Below are 18,247 nucleotides of genomic sequence, written 5' to 3'. Positions count from 1 at the left end.
ACTTGCCGGCTGCTGATGATGCAACCGACAACTTATTCTTTTTACTCGAATGTGGACCGCTTCCGTTAGAATAGCTCGCCATGAATACTTCCCTGATTGATTCCCTGAATCCGGCCCAGCGCGAGGCGGTGACTGCCACCGACAAAGCGTTGCTGGTGCTGGCTGGTGCCGGCAGCGGCAAGACCCGCGTGCTGGTGCATCGTATTGCCTATATGGCAACTGAACTTGGCTTGTCACCGTACGCGATGATGGCCGTGACCTTTACCAATAAAGCCGCAGCGGAAATGCGCCACCGTATCGAAGCGCTGCTCGGCGGACCCGCGGCCGGCATGTGGATCGGCACGTTTCACGGACTTTGCCACCGCTTCTTGCGCGCGCACTGGCATGACGCCGGATTACCGGAAAATTTCCAAGTGCTCGATTCCGACGATCAACAGCGCTTGATAAAACGAGCGATACGGGCACTGAATCTTGATGAGAACCAGTGGCCGCCAAAACAGGCGCAGTGGTGGATTAATGGTCAGAAAGACGAAGGTCTGCGCCCGGAAGATATCCGCCATCAAGGTGATTTGTTTGTCGCGACCCAGCTGAAGATTTATCAGGCCTACGAAGAAATTTGCCGGGTAGCGGGCGCTATCGATTTCGCTGAACTGTTGTTGCGCGTGGTAGAGCTGTTCAAGAAAAAACCGGCGCTGCTGGCGCACTACCAGACCCGTTTCAATCACATCCTGGTCGATGAGTTTCAGGACACCAACGGCATTCAATACCAGTTCGTCAAACTGCTGGCCGGGCCGCATACTGATATCACTGCTGTCGGTGATGACGATCAATCGATTTACGGCTGGCGCGGCGCCAGGGTTGAGAATCTCAATACCTTTCTGAAGGATTTCAAGCAATCGCGCATTATTCGTCTGGAGCAGAATTACCGCTCGACAGCGACGATTCTGGCCGCTGCCAATGCCGTCATCGATCACAACACTGGTCGGCTCGGCAAAGAGCTCTGGACCGAAGGCAACAAAGGCGAAGCCATTGCCATGTATTCGGCGTTCAACGAGCAGGAAGAAGCGCGTTTTATCGCTGAGAAAATAGAGCAGTGGGTCGATAGCGGCAAGGACTACAGCAGCATCGCCATTTTGTATCGCAGCAACGCCCAGTCACGTGTGCTGGAAGAAGCACTGTTGCAGCGGCGAATTCCGTACCGCATTTATGGTGGCTTACGCTTTTTCGAACGGCAAGAGATCAAGGACGCACTGGCATATTTGCGCCTGACATTCAACCGTGATGACGACGCTGCGTTTGAACGCGTGGTCAATACGCCGACTCGCGGTATCGGCGAGAAAACCGTCGAAACCCTGCGTGAGCGTGCGCGCCTGCACCAGATGTCGTTGTGGAAGGCGACGCAACTTTTGGTCAACGAAAAGGGTTTGCCGGCACGGGCATTAGCCGCCTTGCAAGGTTTTATGCAACTTGTCATTACCCTCGACAGCAGCACCAACGAAGTGCCGCTGCACGAACAGATGCGCACGGTCATTCATGAATCAGGTTTGGCGGCGATGTACGCAGCCGAGCGCGGCGAGAAAGCACTGGCTCGTAAAGAAAACTTGGAGGAATTGATCAACGCCGCACGCGAGTTCGAACCGGATGAAGAAGTCGAGGACTTATCACCGCTGGCCGGCTTTTTGACACACGCCGCGCTCGAAGCCGGCGAAACCCAAGCCAGCGAATTCAATGACGCCGTGCAGATGATGACACTGCATTCGGCAAAAGGTCTAGAGTTTCCGTTGGTGTTCATCGCTGGTATGGAAGAGGGCTTGTTCCCGCATAGCATGTCGATGGAAGAACCGGGTCGGTTGGAGGAAGAGCGTAGACTTTGCTACGTAGGCATCACCCGCGCTAAAGAGAAACTGTTTCTAACCCGTGCCGAGAAACGCCGGATGTGGGGCCGCGAAAGTTATTCCGACTGGTCGCGCTTTGTCGATGAAATCCCATCGGAATTGCTACAGGAGATTCGCCTGGGCGGCAAACTGACGACGCCGGTTTATCAGCGCAGCCATAGCAGTGCATCACTTCCGAATTACCCATTCAAGGTTGGCAGCGACGTCGAGCACAGTGCTTTTGGTATTGGCACTGTACTCGGTTATGAAGGTGATGGACCGCAGATGCGGGTACAAGTGAATTTCACTGGGGCCGGCTGCAAGTGGCTGGTGCTTGCCTATGCAAAGCTGAATGCCGTTTGATAGCGAAAATCTGGGAATTTGAAAATGAAAACGGACCGCATAGCAGTCCGTTCCTGTTACTGCGCCAACAAATGCTTGTCAAAGAACGCCAGCATTCGCTTGTACGCCTCGATGCGATGTTCGTGATCGTGAAAGCCGTGTGTTTCAAAAGGGTAGTAAAGCGTTTCCACTGACTTCCCAGCTTTCTTCAGTGCTTTCTCCAGACGCTCAGCATGTTCAATCGGTACTCGATCATCTTTGCCTCCATGAAGAATAAATACCGGCGCTTGGATTTCGGCAGCACGGTGCGCAGGAGACCACTGCTCCAGCTCATCGATGTCGTTACCGATAACCTCATCCAGATAGGCGCGACCACTTCGGCGTTCGGGAATATCACCTTCTTCGTGCATTAATGCCAGATCGGAAACGCCAACAAACATGATACCGCAACGATACAGTTCCGGTGCCGTGATCAATCCCATCATTGCCGAGTAGCCGCCATGGCTGGCACCGTAGATGCCAATCCGGTTTGGGTCGGCAATACCTTCGGCGATCGCCCACTTGGTTGCGTCCGTGACATCGTTTTGCATCAGACGACCCCATTGCCGGTAACCCGAGGTCTGATAGTTTTCGCCAAAGCCATAACTGCCGCGGAAATTCACCTGCAGTACCGCGTAACCCTGACTGGCAAAGATTTGTACTTCGGGATCATATTCCCAGCGCACTTCGGTTCCTGGCTGGTGTGGACCGCCGTGAATCAGAACCACCATCGGTACCGGCATCTTGGCATGCTTCGGCTTGGTCAGATAACCATTGATCTCAACATCATCACGTGCTTTGAAGCGAATCGGCTGTACGTCTGCCAGCATCGACGGTTGAATATGTTTGGCCGGCTCGACCAGAAAGTCGGCTTTCCTGGTTTCCGTGTTGACCAGAAAATAAACACCAGGATCGTTCGCCGCATGCACGTAGACAAGTAACTCCTTGCCATCGGCGGTCATCGAAGTCAGTTCGACCAACTGCCCTGGGAAAGCATTGACCAAGCCTTTATGTAGTGCACTGAGCGAATGATGAGGGTTGACGTAATGGGTTTCGCGACGCCCATCGGCGATATCAATCCATAGCAGTTCACCATCAGGTGAGAACTGCAAATCTTCGAAGCGCGGATCAATGCGCTCATTTCGGTAAAGCAGTTTCTTCTCGCCGGTTCTTGCATCGTAATGATAAATCCCGAGCGTATCCGCCTCTTCGCGACTCAAGCCGTAAGCCAGTTGCTGAACTTGATCGTAGCCAATCGGGATGAACTCATAACCGGCTTCGTTATTACTGATTTGCCGCCATTCCTGTTTTTCTGTGTCGCGGATAAAGAACTGTTCGACATTGTTCTTATCGGCACCGACCGCGAACTTGATATTACCTTCCTTGTCTGCGATAAACCGGGCATCGCGCACCGGTGCCCGAATCACGTTGCCAACTCGACCGTTGTGAATATTCAGATTGGCGACGTAGCTGACGCCACCGTCCTCATGATCGGACCATGAATAAACACCAATCAGAATTTCATTCGGGTCTTCGGTTTTCAGGCTCAGCACATCGTGGCTGGCCGCCGTCGGCACACGACTCGCTCGCCCGGATTGTTGCATGCGATAACCAAACAATTGTTTTCCACGTTTGCCGTCAACGTTGACCGCATACAACTCCCCCGTTTTTATTTTCTGGTCAAGCCGACTCAGCTTGATGGCGTTGGTTACCAGAACCCGCTCGTTGTTCGCCCAGCGAATTCGGTCAACAACCTCATCACCACGAAAGCTCATTTTTGAAACCACTTCCATGCGGTCACGTCGCAGAATGCCGAGCACCTCCTTACCATCGACGGTAACCACCGCCGCGAAATGTTTGCCGTCAGGAGAAAGGGTGATCTGTCGCAGGCTACCCGGTTGGGTCAGCAACTTGATCAACTCGTCACGGGTTGGAAGGTTTTCACCGGTTTCAGCAGCACAGACATTCGCCAGCAAAAAGGCGAGTAGCATCAGCCATTTTTTCATTGTTCGTTCCCTGGAGAAGCGCTCCAGAACACCATGTCCCGAATTCGAGCGCGGCGACATGATAGCGGACCGCAAAAAGACCTGTCATGCAGCCGTTGACCATTAAGCGTGACGAAGGCCGCGGTTTTGCCACGGCGACCTTGTAACTGTGTACAATCGTTCCGAACCTCATGCCCTGAACGGAGCAGATAATGAAACGTAGGGATTTACTTGGCGCGTTGGCCGTTGGCGGCGCGTTGGCGGTCACCGGTTGCAGCAAAGAACAGAAGAGCGACGGTGCCGCGGCGGTCAACACCGGCCAGACCTTCAAATGGTCGATGGCGACAACTTGGCCAAAGGATTTTCAGGGTGTCGGCACCGGCGCCAATTATTTCGCCAAACTGGTCAATGACATGAGCGCTGGCCGTTTGCAGATCAAGGTATATGGCGCCGGAGAAATTGTGCCGGCGTTGGAAGTATTCGACGCAGTATCGCAGGGCACAGTGGAAATCGGTCACGGCGCATCGTATTACTGGAAAGGCAAGATGCCGGTGGCGCCGCTTTTCTCGGCGATTCCATTCGGCATGACCGCGACCGAGATCAATGGCTGGTTGTATCACGGCGGTGGCATGGCGCTGTACCGCGAGTTGTACGCGCCGTTCAATGTCATTCCGACCGTTGGTGGCAATACCGGTTGTCAAATGGCCGGTTGGTTCAAACGTGATATCAATAGCCTCGCCGATATCAAAGGTTTGAAGATGCGCATTCCGGGTCTCGGTGGCGAGGTGTTGGCGCGCGCCGGTGGCGAGCCGGTTTTGATTCCTGGCGGCGAAGTGTTCACGGCGCTGCAGACCGGTGCCATTGACGCCGCCGAATGGATCGGCCCATATAACGATTTGGCGTTCGGCTTGTACAAAGCGGCGCAGAATTATTATTACCCTGGCTGGCATGAACCGGGCACGGCGCTGGAAATCATCATCAACAAGCAACGATTCGAAGCGCTGCCGGCTGACCTGCAAGCGATTGTCATGACCGCAGCACAAGCGGCAAACATCGACATGCTCAGCGAGTTCACGGCGCGCAATCATGAAGCACTGCGTTCGCTGATTACTGACCATCAGGTGCAAGTCAAACGCCTGCCGGATGATGTGTTGGCAGAATTGAAAAAACACGGCGATGCCATCGTTCGGGAATCGGCGAGCGCCGATCAGATTTCGCAGCGCATTCTGGAGTCCTGCACCGGCTTTCTTGCTTCGGTAAAAGACTGGAGCAAAATTGCTGATTTAAGTTATATGCAGACGCGCTGAACCGTACCTAACGTTTTAATCACGGCTTTACCCATCTTTCCAGTAAGGATATCGATGCTTCAGATCTATGAAGCATCGATTGCATCCCCTGGCAAAAGCGTCCGGTAACGCTTCAATCATTCATTTGTTTCGTGATATGTTTCCCGCAGATGCTGAGCTGTGCTCCATTGCTGGCGCACGGCTTGGCGTCCTCTTCTATTTGTTCCCTTTTTATTCAACGCTGTGCGATGCCTGTCATAAGGAGATTGACCGAATGAATTCGCAGGACACACCACCGACGATCAAAAACTTTGCTGAACCCTGCCCGTTTGAGAGCCTGCTTCGTTTGCTGCTCGGGCAGTGGACACCGCTGATTATCTGGACTTTGCAAACCAAAGGAGAATTGCGTTTTACTGAATTGAAGCATGAAGTACAGGGTATTTCTGGCCGTGTGCTGACTGAGCGCCTGCGCCAACTGGAGCAGCACGACATTATTTCTCGTCGATACGTCGCGGCCATTCCGCCGCAAGTCAGCTATTGCCTGACCGATCGTGGCGAAGAATTGCGCGATGTGCTGACGCCGCTGAACTCGCTGGCACGGCGCTGGGTGTCGGAAGATATTGAGAAATATTCGACCCAGAATTGATTGTGTAACTCATGTATCAATTCGCTGGATATTGTATCGTTATGTATCGCTTGGTGTCTCAAATCTGCTCGACAATTACGTACGTTATAGTTACTTCGAAGTAACCGACTAATAATTTTTATTTTTTTCCCGCTCCGTGCCCTGTTGCACATTGTCTGATCATACTCGCTGCCTATAATCGAACCCCGCGAAAGGATTCGCGGCCCGCATTTGTCTGCATCCCGACTGGCGAATGTCACAGCGTGCACGCTGTATGACGTTTGTGCTGCTCGTCCGGTACGTTTCCGCAATATTGATCTTCCGGTCACCCTTCACCGACGACAGCCATTAATCATGTCCACATTTCGCAACATGGAGGATGCTTTATGCACGTCATCATCTCCGGGGGTGGAGTTTCCGGTTTGGCCACAGCTTTGGCTCTGCATCAACGTGGTATCAAGTTTGATTTGTATGAACGCTCGTTCGAAGCGCTGACGGCCGGTATGGGTTTTGTGCTGGTGCGGCAAGGTGCGCAGGCGCTGAACCAATTTGGCTTATCACCCAATGATTTGAATGCGGGGCAAGCGTTACGCCGATTTGTGTTGCACAAAGCCCATGGCGAAGTGAAATACACGCAAATTCTGGGTGAAGGCACACTCGGTATCCGCCGCAAGGATTTGCTGTCAGCGATGCTGCGCCATTTGCCCGGTGCATCAGTGCATTTCAGCGAAGCGGTTGAGCATTACATTCGAGACAAACGCGGCGATTTCGTCGCGGCAGAATTGACCAGTGGCAAGCGGCTGAAAGCCGATGTGTTCATTGCAGCGGATGGCGTCCGTTCGGTTGCCCGCCAGCATGTTGACGCCAACTGGCAGGCCCACGATGCACGCGTGTTTGAGCTGGTCGGCATGGTTCGCAGCAGCAAACTGCGGCAACAGCTCGGTCAGGAATTTCACAAGTATCAGCATCCACATGGCGGCCTCGCATTCGGCATGCTGCCGGTTGATGAACATACGCTGGTTTGGTACCTGCAGTTCGACAAGCAGCGTTTCGCGCCACCATCGAATGTGCCGCTGGAAAAACATTTGTTTCTGCAAGAAGCCGTTGGTAAATGGGCGAAACCGATTCCAGACATTCTGGCGCAAACCAATTTCGATCAGGTGCATTTGTGGCGGCCTATCAATGCCGATCCGCTACAGCGCTTTTTCCATCGTAACCTGGCGCTGGTTGGCGACGCCGCGCATCCGTTACTGCCGTTTACCAGTCAGGGCGTATCGAGCGCGGTGGGCGATGCCGAGTGCCTCGGCGGTGCACTGGCGCAGGTGGCCAGCGGCAATAGCACGCTGGATACGGCATTGAGTTATTACAGTGATACGCGCTATCAGGCCTGCCTGCCCTTTGTTGAACAAGGCCGACAATTGACCGATGGTTTTCTCTCCCATCAACTGCAGGACCAGTGTCAACTACCGATTGCCAAATAGGAGCGCTCGCGATGGAGAAGTACGCAGAAGATTGGCGCACCTGTTTTGCCGATGAGGCGGTGCCATTACCGTTATTGAAACAGCGGGCGTTTAATTTGCGTTGGGCCGAACAGCCCGACGATGTCATTCCGCTGACCGCGGCCGATCCGGATTTTCCGATCGCCGAGCCGATTCGTGAAGCGCTTATCCGACATGTACGTGACGGCGTCATGAGTTATGCTCCTGCACAGGGCTTACCGGTGTTCCGGGAAGCCGTTGCCGAGTGGCTGAGTGTGCACAAACATTATCCCTGTACTGCTGATCAGGTGATTGCTACCGACAGTGCCGCCGCGGCGATGGAAACGGTAGCGCGTTTGTTGCTCGGTCGTGGTGATGAAGCGATCATTTTCGACCCGGTCGATTTTCTGTTCGCTACCGTAACTACGCGCACTGGTGCCGATGTCGTTCGCATTCCCATTTCAACACAAAGCAGCGACGACGAGATCATCGCGCGGCTGCATTGTGCACAAAGCCGACGCACACGCGTGCTCTGGTTATGCAACCCGCATAATCCGTTGGGCCGGGTTTTCAGTCGAAGCTTGCTGGAGCGTATCGGGCAATGGGCAATTGAACATCAGATCACCGTTGTTTCCGATGAGATCTGGTCCGATATTGTCTACACGCCGCATCATCACACGGCCATTGCCTCACTATTTCCGCAGCAGGCACGACACTTCATTTCGATTTACGGCTTTTCCAAGAACTTTGCGCTGGCGGGTTTGCGCATTGCCTGCATTGTTACCGGTTCGCAACGCTGGCGTCAGATGATGCTGGAACAAAGCGGCGCCAACGCCACGATAGCCGGTGCCAATGTGCTGGCGCAGATGGCCGTGGTTGCCGCGCTCACTGAGGCACGCGGATGGTTGCAAGCCTTCGTCGTGCACTTGCAACAGCAGCGCGATTTGGCTTGTGCACGCATCAATCAATGGCCCGGCGTTTCTGTGCACAAACCGCAAGGTACTTATGTCTTGTTCCCGAACATTGCCTTGCTCAGCGACGACAGTGAATTGCTCTGTGCCGAGTTGCTGGCAGAGGCGCAAGTCGCGCTGGTGCCCGGTGCCAGTCGCTGGTTCGGCCCCGGCGCGCGTGGCCATTTGCGCCTGTGCTTGGCTACCTCAAAACAGTTGCTTTCGGAGGCCTTGGATCGGCTGACACCGGTCATTCACCGTCTTGCCGAGCAACGCAGCGACCTCCGGCAACGACTCGGCAGTAAGGAACAGCAAACGGCATGAAAAGTTATTCTTTTGTGTTCACCGCGTTGGCATTCGCTGGCGTATTCAGCACGGCAAGTGTCAGCGCAAATAGCCAACAGGATTTACAACAATTGCTTGATAGCCGGCACTGGCATCGGGTCTGTGTCAATGAAGCTTCCGGACTCAGTTTGACGCTGCCGCGCGCGGCGGTTCGGCGAGCGCTGGAGCAGGGCGCTTATCTTGGTTACTGCGCTCGCAATGGTGACAAGCGCAAGATTGGCAATGGTCATATGGTCGCGTTTGAGCAGCGCACACCCTCTGGCGAACCACATGCACTGGGCTTTCGCTTTTCCGCTGCCACGCTGCATAACCTGCCGATGATGCCTAGCGATGGCGCCACCTGTTATGACCGTAATGGAGACGGCCAAATCGATTTACATGATCACGCTGAGTGTGTTGGCGGCCACGCACTGGAACTCAATTTCGCCAGTACCGACCACGTCTTGGCGCCGTTCAAGTGGGGGCTGATCAACTGGAACGTCCATGGCCACGCACCGATGGGCATTTATGATCAACCACATTTCGATTTTCATTTTTATACCCAATCATTCAGCGCTCGCAATCTGATACGTACCGGCGAATGTGGCATGTTGATTCATTGCGATGATTTTCAGCGCGCCATCGCCGACGTTCCGTTCACACAGATGCCAAGCGGCTATGCCAGTGTCGGCGCTGCCGAAGCGCGCATGGGAAATCATTTGATTGATCCGTCAGCGCCCGAATTCAACGGCGCGCCGTTCACCCATACGTTTATCTTCGGCAGCTACGACGGCAAACTGACATTCTGGGAACCGATGATCAGCCTGGCGTTGTTGCAACAACAACCATTTTTCTGTGCACCGATTGCGCAGAGTGCCAGCGTCGCCGAAACCGGCCATTATCCGCAGCAGTATTGCGTCAAGTATTATTCAGCACGCCAGGAGTATATGGTGACGCTAGAGGACTTTGCATATCGCACAGCGCCTTAAGTACGATTCGTATTTGCGCTTTGCTATGCATTGCATACGGTCATTCCCGCCGAGGCGGGAATGACCAACCATGAACGCTCAAATTGTTGCCGTATCCGACCAATAGTCAGCATCGGCCAAGGTCACCCGCTGACGTTGCTGCGTTAGCAGATATTCCATCAATCGTTCCGGCCGCCAACCACTGGCTTCGGCCAGCTCACGCGTGGTCGCCTGCCGATATTGTTGCAGCCAGAACAACGGGTCATCACTCGGCATAGGCAGACGTTCTCCGCCGGCACGTACCAGGGCATTTTCCAAATCGGCGAATGGCCTAGCACCGCGAATCATCACCGTATCGCGCGGACCAATCAGCAGCAGCGAAGGAAATCCGCGTACGCCGAACGACGACATTCGATGTCGTTCACTGGCAAACAATTGCTGCACAGCTTTGCTGCGCAAAGCTTCCAGAAACACTTGCCGATTCAGACCACAAGCTTCGGCACAATCGGCGAGCACCGATTCTCGAGCAATATTTTGCGCGCGTAGAAAAACCGCCTCACGAATGCTGCGCAAATAGCGGGTTTCCGCCTCCGGATTCAACAAGCGCACGGCCAGACAGGCGAGGCAGGATGGAAACGAAGAATCCAGCGGATCATTCAACCAAACGCTGGGATCGATCGGTTGGCCGGTGTGACGTGCCACCTCAGCCCAATGTACGGCGACATCCGCCGGCTTGCTGATGCCATTGCCGGCATCGCTGAAACCTTTCCAGCCCGGCAACAAACCACCATGCAGGTACAACGTTTCCAATTGACCATCATACATCATGGAGAATTTTCGCCAGGCGGGTTCCAACGCCCAGCAATGCGAACAAATCGGATCGGTGAAGAACAAGACTTTGATGGTTTCTTGTAACCGCTCAACCTGCCATAGCGGTTTGGCGTAGGGATCAACGGATACCGGCGTAGTGCAAATCGCCCCCTGCTCACAACGAGTCATCGTAAACCCTCCTTATTGTTGTACAAGGAGGGATGCTACGCGCGTTTTTAATCGGCTGCTAAACGTTACCGATTCGTAACCGGTGAACGGTTATCGATATCAGCATCAGTGCGCAGGCGCTGTGCTGGTCGCGTAATAGCGGCGCGCGAATGCGCCGAACAGATCATCGGGCAAGGCATCGACCCGATCCCGAATATCCAGTGCCGATTGGCAGAGTGATTCGTGATCCAGATATCGCGCTGGCTGCCCGACGAATATACGATGAGCATTGGCAGCATCGCGCTTCAGCTGTGTTTCGACGCGGATATAAGCCCAGTTGGCTTTGCTTTCATCTTCACTGCGTTCGCTGTTGCTTGCCATCGAGCGATAAGCATCAGCCAGCAAACGATCCTGCTCTTCACGGAACAAATAAAAGCCGGCGGGATATTCGCCTTCGTAATAGCTGAAACCAGCCAGTTCCGCGCATACCGATGGATGCTGATTTTTCAACTCACGCATCGCTTCCGTTTCACGCTTGAATAAAGGCCGCAGTGTCTCGTTGCTGGCTTTTGCCAACGCGAAATACGAGCTACGCCCCAAGGCTTCGCCGGTTTCCGGATAGTAGCCATGGAGCCATTTGTTGCTTTTCAGTTCAGCAGCAAACAGCTTGATCAACTTCTGGTATTCAGTCGGGTGAAATTCCTGCAGCGCCAATATGCTTTCGAACACCCTGAATTTTTCTTGCAGGGCCATGACCAACATATCGTCCTGACTGATGCGTTGATCAGCGAGTTGAAACTCGGTAATGACGCCGTGTTGCATCAGCTCCAGAGGTTCAGCGAAAAACATTTTTGTTGGCGGCGTACGCATCGCTCGCTCGGCAAACACGTCCGATACACCATGCTTGCGCAACCATTCCTGCATCGCTTTGATGTCTTCGCCGATGGTCAACTTGCCTAAATGGGTATCGACAGCATCATCGGGTTGATGGAAGCCAATGCTGCCTTCGTCGATCAGCAATCGCTGTTTGACACTGAGCAGGGCCAGTGTGCAAGCTGAGGCACATTCGTCGCGGACAATGGCGGTTTGCACACCATGCTGTTGCAGAATTTTGCCAATGCGATAGGCCGGCCCTAAGAATCCACCGGGACTGTTCAGTTCAATCGTTTTGATTTCTGGATGACGCTCAAGCAGTTCCTCGATCGCTTCCGGCGAACCGGCGGTGATTGGGCCTTCATAGATCAGCCGCTGTTGCTCACTGCCCAGCTGCGCCGTGAAGCTACCCATGTCGTCCTGATAATTGGCCAGCTTCAACAAATCGCCACTGATCAGCACCAGCGAATTGAAGTTGTAGATCAGCAGCAAGGCACCGACGATCACCGATAGCTTGGCCCAGGTACACCACACGGGTTTGGTCACGACTTCAGCGTTAATTGCGGTGCGGTAAATACCGACCCACTGCCAAACCCGAACAATCAGTTCAACAGCGATAACCACCAGCGCCATATAGGCATAAGGTTTCAGTTCGATGGGATTATCCGGTGCCATCGAGAACAGCAATTCGGTGATCACACCGATCAGGATCGACAGCGCGAAACCATTGATCCAGAATGCCTGGGCAAGACTGGTTTGGCCGCACCAGTGGTTCACTACATAAGCCCAGACACGATTGCCTTCATTGACGTCTACTGATGCCTTCTGTTGCGAGGAATCCGGCGTAATTTCGGCTTTGGCAAAATAGTCGCTGGCGCGCTTCCATTGCGTCTGGCCTTTTTTCAGCACATTGGTCGACGGCGACAAACGGCCGTCACGAATCAACTCAGCCAATTGCTGATGACTGACCGGGCCATGCAATTCGCCTTTTAGTTCGTACATGTATTCCATTACTCGTTCCCCCACTGCTTTACTTCATGTTCTTTAACATTTTCATTTTTTAAACTGGCGCGGAAACCATTGCCCTTTCTCTCCTCGAAAAGGAATTGTTGTTCCTTCCCCTGACAAGGGAAGGATCTAGATTTTCGAGCTGGCGCTAACCTCCATACACCCACTGCGGCAACGCCGTTGCCAATTCCGGAAAAAAGGCCAGCAACGCAATCATCAACATTTGTATCGCGATAAACGGCACGACACCGCGATACATGTCACTGGTTTTGATATTGGGCGGCGCCACACCACGCAAGTAGAACAGGGCAAAACCGAACGGCGGTGTTAGAAACGAAGTTTGCAGGTTAATCGCGATCATGACCCCGAGCCACACCGGATCGAGCCCCATGGCCAGCAGCACCGGCGCAACAATCGGGACAACAACAAAAATGATTTCGATAAAGTCGATGATGAAGCCGAGCAGGAACATCATGACCATGACCAGCAACATCGCGCCAAACACACCACCGGGTAGCTGATCGAAAATGGCGTGCATCAGCGCGTCACCGTCGTAGGCGCGGAACACCAGCGAGAACAGCGAAGCGCCGATCAAAATCAGGAACACCATGCTGCTGGTTTTCAACGTGCTTTCGCCGATTTCCTGCAGCACCTTGAATGACAGTTTCCTGCCGAACGCCGCCAGTAGCAGCGCACCCAAGGCACCAACACCTGCCGCTTCGGTTGGCGTCGCAATGCCGAACAGAATCGAGCCGAGCACGGCCAGAATCAGCACCAGTGGCAACAGCAGAATGCGCAGCAGCTTCCACGGGTTGGCTTTGTAGCGGGCGCGCTCTTCTTTAGCCATCGCTGGCGCCGCCTGTGGTTTGCGCCAGGCCACCAACATGACCCAGACCATATATAAGAAGACCAGCACCAAACCGGGCAGCAAGGCACCGACAAACAAATCGCCGACCGATACGGCTTTCGGTGGCCAGATGCCGGCTGTAGCCTGGGCCTGGGTATAGGCCGAGCCGAGCACATCGCCGAGCAGCACCAGCACGATCGACGGTGGAATCAATTGGCCCAGGGTACCGGAAGCGCAGATGACGCCGGTTGCCAGCCCTTTGTCGTAATTCAGGCGCATCATCGCCGGTAGCGACAGCAGGCCCATGGTGACGACGGTGGCGCCGACAATGCCAGTCGAGGCGGCGAGCAGCGTGCCGACGACGATAACGGCCAGCCCCAAGCCGCCGCGCATACCACCGAATAGCGCCCCCATGGAGGAGAGCAAGTCCTCACTGATCTTGGTGCGCTCCAGCGTCACGCCCATAAACACAAACAGCGGCACGGCAATCAGCGTGTAGTTATCGATGATGCCGTACAGCCGATTGGGTAGGGCGTTGAGCAAGCCTGGATGAATCCAGTCAAACGCGACCCCCAAACCGGCGAACAATAGCGAAACACCGGCCAGCGTCAGCGCCACCGGATAACCGAGAAGTAGAAACACGCAGACGACGACGAAAAGCAGCAGTGGCAACAGCTCAAGCATGGCTGGCCTCCGACGCGTCGATGCCAAGGATCTTGCGAGTGGCTTTCAGCGCTTCCGACAGACCCTGAACGATCAACAACACTGGCATCACCAGCAATAATGACTTCAATAGGTAAACGCCGGGCAGGCCGCCGGCTTCACGCGAGGCCTCGCGCACTTTCCAGCTCATGGCGACGTAATCCCAAGCAACGACAATCAAAAATACGCAGACCGGCAGCAGGAAAAACAGGAAGCCGAAGGCTTCGATTGAAGCCCGGGTTTTTGCCGAGAAGCGTTGATGCAGGATATCGACCCGCACGTGTTCATTGGCTTTCAGCGTGAACGCGGCACCGGCCAGGAACAGCAGCGCGTGGAAATAGGTGGCAAGCTCCTGTAGCGCAATCGAGCTTTCGGCGAACACGTAGCGCAGGATGACGACGGCCGACATGCCAAGCACCATCGCCAACGCCGCCCAGGCCACTAGCTTGCCGGTCCAGTCGGTGAAGGTATCAATACCCCGAATAAGCTCACCGGAAACGCGGGAGAACAACGGCTTCATCGCGGCAATCCGACGATGGTTATACACAAGCGAGAAATCGAGCAGATATCGCTGCTTTTTACTTGGTTACTCGAAGACATTTCCGTATCTATTTGATTATTAATAATTATTTATCTTTATCATCACCGTCGGCCGCATCTGTACGATGATGCCAACAAGGCGATGACAATTTCTCCACTACTTTATCCACAGAAATCTGGCACCTGTGGATAATTTTTCACCGATCCGTTCAGAAGGTGAACAACACCCACTGCGCCACCCGGCCCTGATCGCCAAAATCCGGGCCCGGTTCCCAGACGCCATCGCCATTGGCATCGACCAGGTAATAGGCCGGACCAACGACCGGCTCGACCCGGATCAGCACGACCTGACCGTTCTGGCGCCATTCCTTGATCTTGGCACCGTCTTTTTCGCGAATGCGCACGACCGGCTCCGGCAGCGTACCGACGCTGACTTCGGGGCGCTCCTGCACCGGCTCGGCGGCCGACAGCGGCAGCCCTGCGCTCATCACCAACACCGCGCTCATCAGCGCAAGCTTTACCTTGCTCATGCGTCAACTCCAGTACACTAACGACTTTCGATTATCCCGCCTGAGTTTACGAATGACCAGCCAAACCAAGCCAATAATTCTCGTCGACGGTTCCTCTTATCTGTTTCGCGCCTTTCATGCCCTGCCGGCGTTGACCAACAGCAAAGGCCAACCGACCGGCGCGGCCTATGGCGTGGTGGCGATGCTGAAAAAACTGCTGAATACCTACCAGCCGGAACATATCGCCGTGGTATTCGACGCCAAGGGTCCAACCTTTCGTAACGACATTTACCCGGAATACAAAGCCAACCGACCGCCAATGCCGGATGATCTGCGCAGCCAGATCAAACCCTTGCACGCGCTGATCGAAGCGCTCGGTTTGCCGATTCTGTGCATTGAAGGGGTCGAAGCCGATGACGTCATCGGCACGCTGGCTCGCCATGCCTCAAAAGATAAACGGCCGGTGATGATCTCGACCTCCGACAAGGACATGGCGCAACTGGTCGATGATTACGTGTTTCTGTCGAACTCGATGACCGACACGACAATGCAGCGCGATGGCGTTATCGAAAAATTCGGTGTGCCGCCGGAACTCATCATCGACTACCTGACGCTGATGGGTGACACCGTTGACAACATTCCCGGCGTCAACGGCGTCGGCCCGAAAACCGCCGCGAAATGGCTGAACGAATTTGGTTCGCTCGATGACGTGATTGCCCGTGCTGACGAAGTCAAAGGCAAGGCCGGTGAGAAACTGCGCGACGCCATTCCGCAGCTACCGATGTCACGCGAGCTGGCGACGATCAAATGCGATGTCGATTTGAATTTCGATTACGACGAACTGAAACCAAAAAAACCCAATCAGGAAAAGCTGCGTGAGTTGTACAGCGAGCTGGAATTCAAAACCTGGCTGAAAGAAACGCTGAGCAACGATGAAGCCCAAGCGACGGCAACCGAAACCGTGGCGCCTTCCGGTATTGACCGCAGCCAGTATGAAACAATACTCGAGGAGGCCGATCTTGATCGCTGGATTGATTGGCTAAACAAGGCCAAGCTGTTCGCCTATGATAGCGAGACTACCAGCCTTGACGAATTGCAAGCGGAAATCGTTGGCGTCTCTTTTGCGTTGGACGATGGACGCGCCTGTTATATTCCGGTCGCCCATGACTATCTTGGCGCACCAAAGCAGCTTGATCGCGATACCGTGCTGAAAAAGTTGAAACCGGTATTGGAAAACGGTCAGAAGAAAATCATTGGCCATAATCTGAAATACGATTTGAAAGTGCTGGCCAACTACGACATTCACCTGACCGGCATTGCCAGCGATACGATGCTGGAAAGCTATGTGCTGGATGCCACCGGCAACCGACACGACATGGATACGCTGGCGCTGAAACTGCTCGGTCATCAGAATATTTCCTTTACCGATATCGCCGGTAAAGGCAAAGGCCAGTTGACCTTCAATCAAATTGAATTGGAGCAGGCATCGCCGTATGCCGCAGAGGATGCCGATGTCACCTTCAAACTGCACCAAAACCAATGGCCACGACTGGAAAAAGAGCCGAAGCTGAAATCGTTGCTGACCGAGCTGGAAATTCCGGTGTTGTCGGTGTTGGCGAAAATGGAATTGAATGGCGTCCTGCTCGACGCTAACAAGCTGCGCGAACAAAGCGGCCAGATCGCCAAGCGTATTGTTGAACTGGAACACGACGCTTACGAATTGGCCGGTAAGGAATTCAATCTGGCTTCGACTAAGCAGCTCGGAGAAATTCTGTTCGATGAAATGAAGCTGCCAGTCATTGCCAAAACCCCGAAAGGCGCGCCATCGACCAATGAAGAAGTGTTGGAAGAGCTGGCCCTCGATTATCCACTGCCTAAGCTGATTCTTGAACATCGCGGCTTGAGCAAACTGAAAAACACCTACACCGATAAGCTACCAGAACAGATCAATGAGCGGACCGGTCGAGTTCATACTTCGTTCCATCAGGCTGGCACCAGCACTGGACGACTATCATCTTCCGATCCGAATTTGCAGAACATTCCGATTCGCACTGAAGAAGGCCGACGCATTCGCCAGGCCTTTATCGCACCAAAAGATCATGTGTTGCTGGCCGCCGACTATTCGCAGATCGAGTTGCGCATCATGGCGCATCTATCGAATGACCCGGGTTTGTTGAAAGCCTTCCAAAGCGGCCAGGATGTACACCGTGCGACGGCAGCGGAAATTTTCGAAGTGCATCCGGATGAAGTGACAGCCGATCAACGTCGGAAAGCAAAAGCGATCAATTTCGGTTTGATTTACGGCATGTCGGCGTTTGGCCTCGCCAGGCAAATCGATGTCGATCGCGGCGCGGCACAAATGTATATGCACCGCTATTTCGCTCGCTATCCTGGCGTCGAGCAATACATGAATGATATTCGTCAGAAAGCCACCGAAACCGGTTATGTCGAAACCCTGTTTGGTCGGCGCCTGTACCTGCCGGAACTGAAAGCCAGCAATCAAGCGCGACGCAAAGCCGCCGAACGCATCGCGATTAACGCACCGATGCAAGGCACCGGTGCGGATATCGTCAAGCGCGCGATGCTGGCCGTCGATGCCTGGCTCAGCAAATCAAACAAGCCGGCGAAGCTGATTCTGCAAGTGCACGATGAACTGGTGTTGGAAGTGCAGAAAGACGCTATTGATGAAGTGAAGGCAAATGTCGTTCAGTTGATGAGTTCGGCGGCAGAACTGTCAGTGCCACTGGTGGTTGATGCCGGTGTCGGCAACAACTGGGATGAAGCGCATTAAGCGATGCGCTTCCTGTCATTTGGTCATCAGCGAAGCCGTTTTTATTTACGCCTTTTCTAATACAACGCCTCGCATGGTGACCAGCGCCTATACCTATGCCGGCTGATGCGATGCCGTATCGAGAGTGT

13 protein-coding genes are annotated in these 18,247 nt (G+C 54.1%); 7 read left to right on the top strand and 6 right to left on the bottom strand.

Annotation, left to right across the window (positions count from 1 at the left end):
• Positions 1-80: 80 nt before the first annotated feature.
• On the top strand, positions 81-2,237 hold the full coding sequence (gene uvrD / locus E2H98_RS09970; RefSeq protein WP_133591891.1) for a DNA helicase II: 2,157 nt from the start codon (positions 81-83) through the stop codon (positions 2,235-2,237).
• Between the two features lie 56 nt (positions 2,238-2,293).
• Here uvrD and E2H98_RS09965 read toward each other — a convergent pair whose 3' ends face one another.
• Positions 2,294-4,261: an alpha/beta hydrolase family protein gene (locus E2H98_RS09965; protein ID WP_157591334.1), complete on the bottom strand. Its 1,968-nt coding sequence runs from the start codon at positions 4,259-4,261 to the stop codon at positions 2,294-2,296.
• 191 nt (positions 4,262-4,452) lie between these two features.
• Between E2H98_RS09965 and E2H98_RS09960 the strand changes: the two genes are divergently transcribed.
• From E2H98_RS09960 to E2H98_RS09940, 5 genes are all read left to right on the top strand, one after another.
• Entirely contained in the window at positions 4,453-5,547 is a 1,095-nt protein-coding gene (locus E2H98_RS09960) for a TRAP transporter substrate-binding protein (RefSeq protein ID WP_133591895.1), read from the top strand.
• Positions 5,548-5,800: 253 nt separating this feature from the next.
• Complete coding sequence (locus E2H98_RS09955; RefSeq protein ID WP_133591897.1) at positions 5,801-6,172, top strand: winged helix-turn-helix transcriptional regulator; 372 nt, start codon at positions 5,801-5,803, stop codon at positions 6,170-6,172.
• Between the two features lie 365 nt (positions 6,173-6,537).
• A complete protein-coding gene (locus tag E2H98_RS09950; protein ID WP_133591899.1) occupies positions 6,538-7,632 on the top strand; it encodes an FAD-dependent oxidoreductase in 1,095 nt (364 codons plus the stop codon).
• Between the two features lie 11 nt (positions 7,633-7,643).
• Positions 7,644-8,903 carry a pyridoxal phosphate-dependent aminotransferase gene (locus E2H98_RS09945; RefSeq protein ID WP_133591900.1) on the top strand — a complete coding sequence of 420 codons (1,260 nt, stop codon included), beginning with the start codon at positions 7,644-7,646 and terminating at the stop codon, positions 8,901-8,903.
• Complete coding sequence (locus E2H98_RS09940; RefSeq protein ID WP_133591902.1) at positions 8,900-9,892, top strand: hypothetical protein; 993 nt, start codon at positions 8,900-8,902, stop codon at positions 9,890-9,892. The genes E2H98_RS09945 and E2H98_RS09940 overlap by 4 nt, the downstream gene beginning before the upstream one ends.
• Before the next feature lie 78 nt (positions 9,893-9,970).
• Here the strand turns inward: E2H98_RS09940 and E2H98_RS09935 are convergent, their stop codons facing one another.
• From E2H98_RS09935 to E2H98_RS09915, 5 genes are all read right to left on the bottom strand, one after another.
• Positions 9,971-10,870: a DsbA family protein gene (locus E2H98_RS09935; RefSeq protein ID WP_133591904.1), complete on the bottom strand. Its 900-nt coding sequence runs from the start codon at positions 10,868-10,870 to the stop codon at positions 9,971-9,973.
• A gap of 105 nt (positions 10,871-10,975) precedes the next feature.
• On the bottom strand, positions 10,976-12,724 hold the full coding sequence (locus E2H98_RS09930; protein WP_157591333.1) for a GYF domain-containing protein: 1,749 nt from the start codon (positions 12,722-12,724) through the stop codon (positions 10,976-10,978).
• 154 nt (positions 12,725-12,878) lie between these two features.
• Positions 12,879-14,261 carry a TRAP transporter large permease gene (locus E2H98_RS09925; protein WP_133591908.1) on the bottom strand — a complete coding sequence of 461 codons (1,383 nt, stop codon included), beginning with the start codon at positions 14,259-14,261 and terminating at the stop codon, positions 12,879-12,881.
• On the bottom strand, positions 14,254-14,799 hold the full coding sequence (locus tag E2H98_RS09920) for a TRAP transporter small permease subunit (protein ID WP_133591910.1): 546 nt from the start codon (positions 14,797-14,799) through the stop codon (positions 14,254-14,256). The genes E2H98_RS09925 and E2H98_RS09920 overlap by 8 nt, the downstream gene beginning before the upstream one ends.
• A 229-nt stretch (positions 14,800-15,028) precedes the next feature.
• A complete protein-coding gene (locus E2H98_RS09915; protein ID WP_133591912.1) occupies positions 15,029-15,349 on the bottom strand; it encodes a DUF2782 domain-containing protein in 321 nt (106 codons plus the stop codon).
• A 52-nt stretch (positions 15,350-15,401) separates the two neighbouring features.
• Here E2H98_RS09915 and polA point away from each other — a divergent pair, with 52 nt between their 5' ends.
• Positions 15,402-18,119 (top strand): DNA polymerase I, encoded by a 2,718-nt coding sequence (gene polA / locus E2H98_RS09910; RefSeq protein WP_133591914.1) that lies wholly within the window; start codon positions 15,402-15,404, stop codon positions 18,117-18,119.
• Positions 18,120-18,247 lie beyond the last annotated feature (128 nt).

The sequence above is a fragment of the Permianibacter aggregans genome, assembly GCF_009756665.1.
In the GTDB taxonomy this organism is placed as follows: domain Bacteria; phylum Pseudomonadota; class Gammaproteobacteria; order Enterobacterales; family Permianibacteraceae; genus Permianibacter; species Permianibacter aggregans.
Note: the sequence above shows the minus strand (reverse complement) of the source record. Positions and strands in the feature narration are given on the sequence as shown.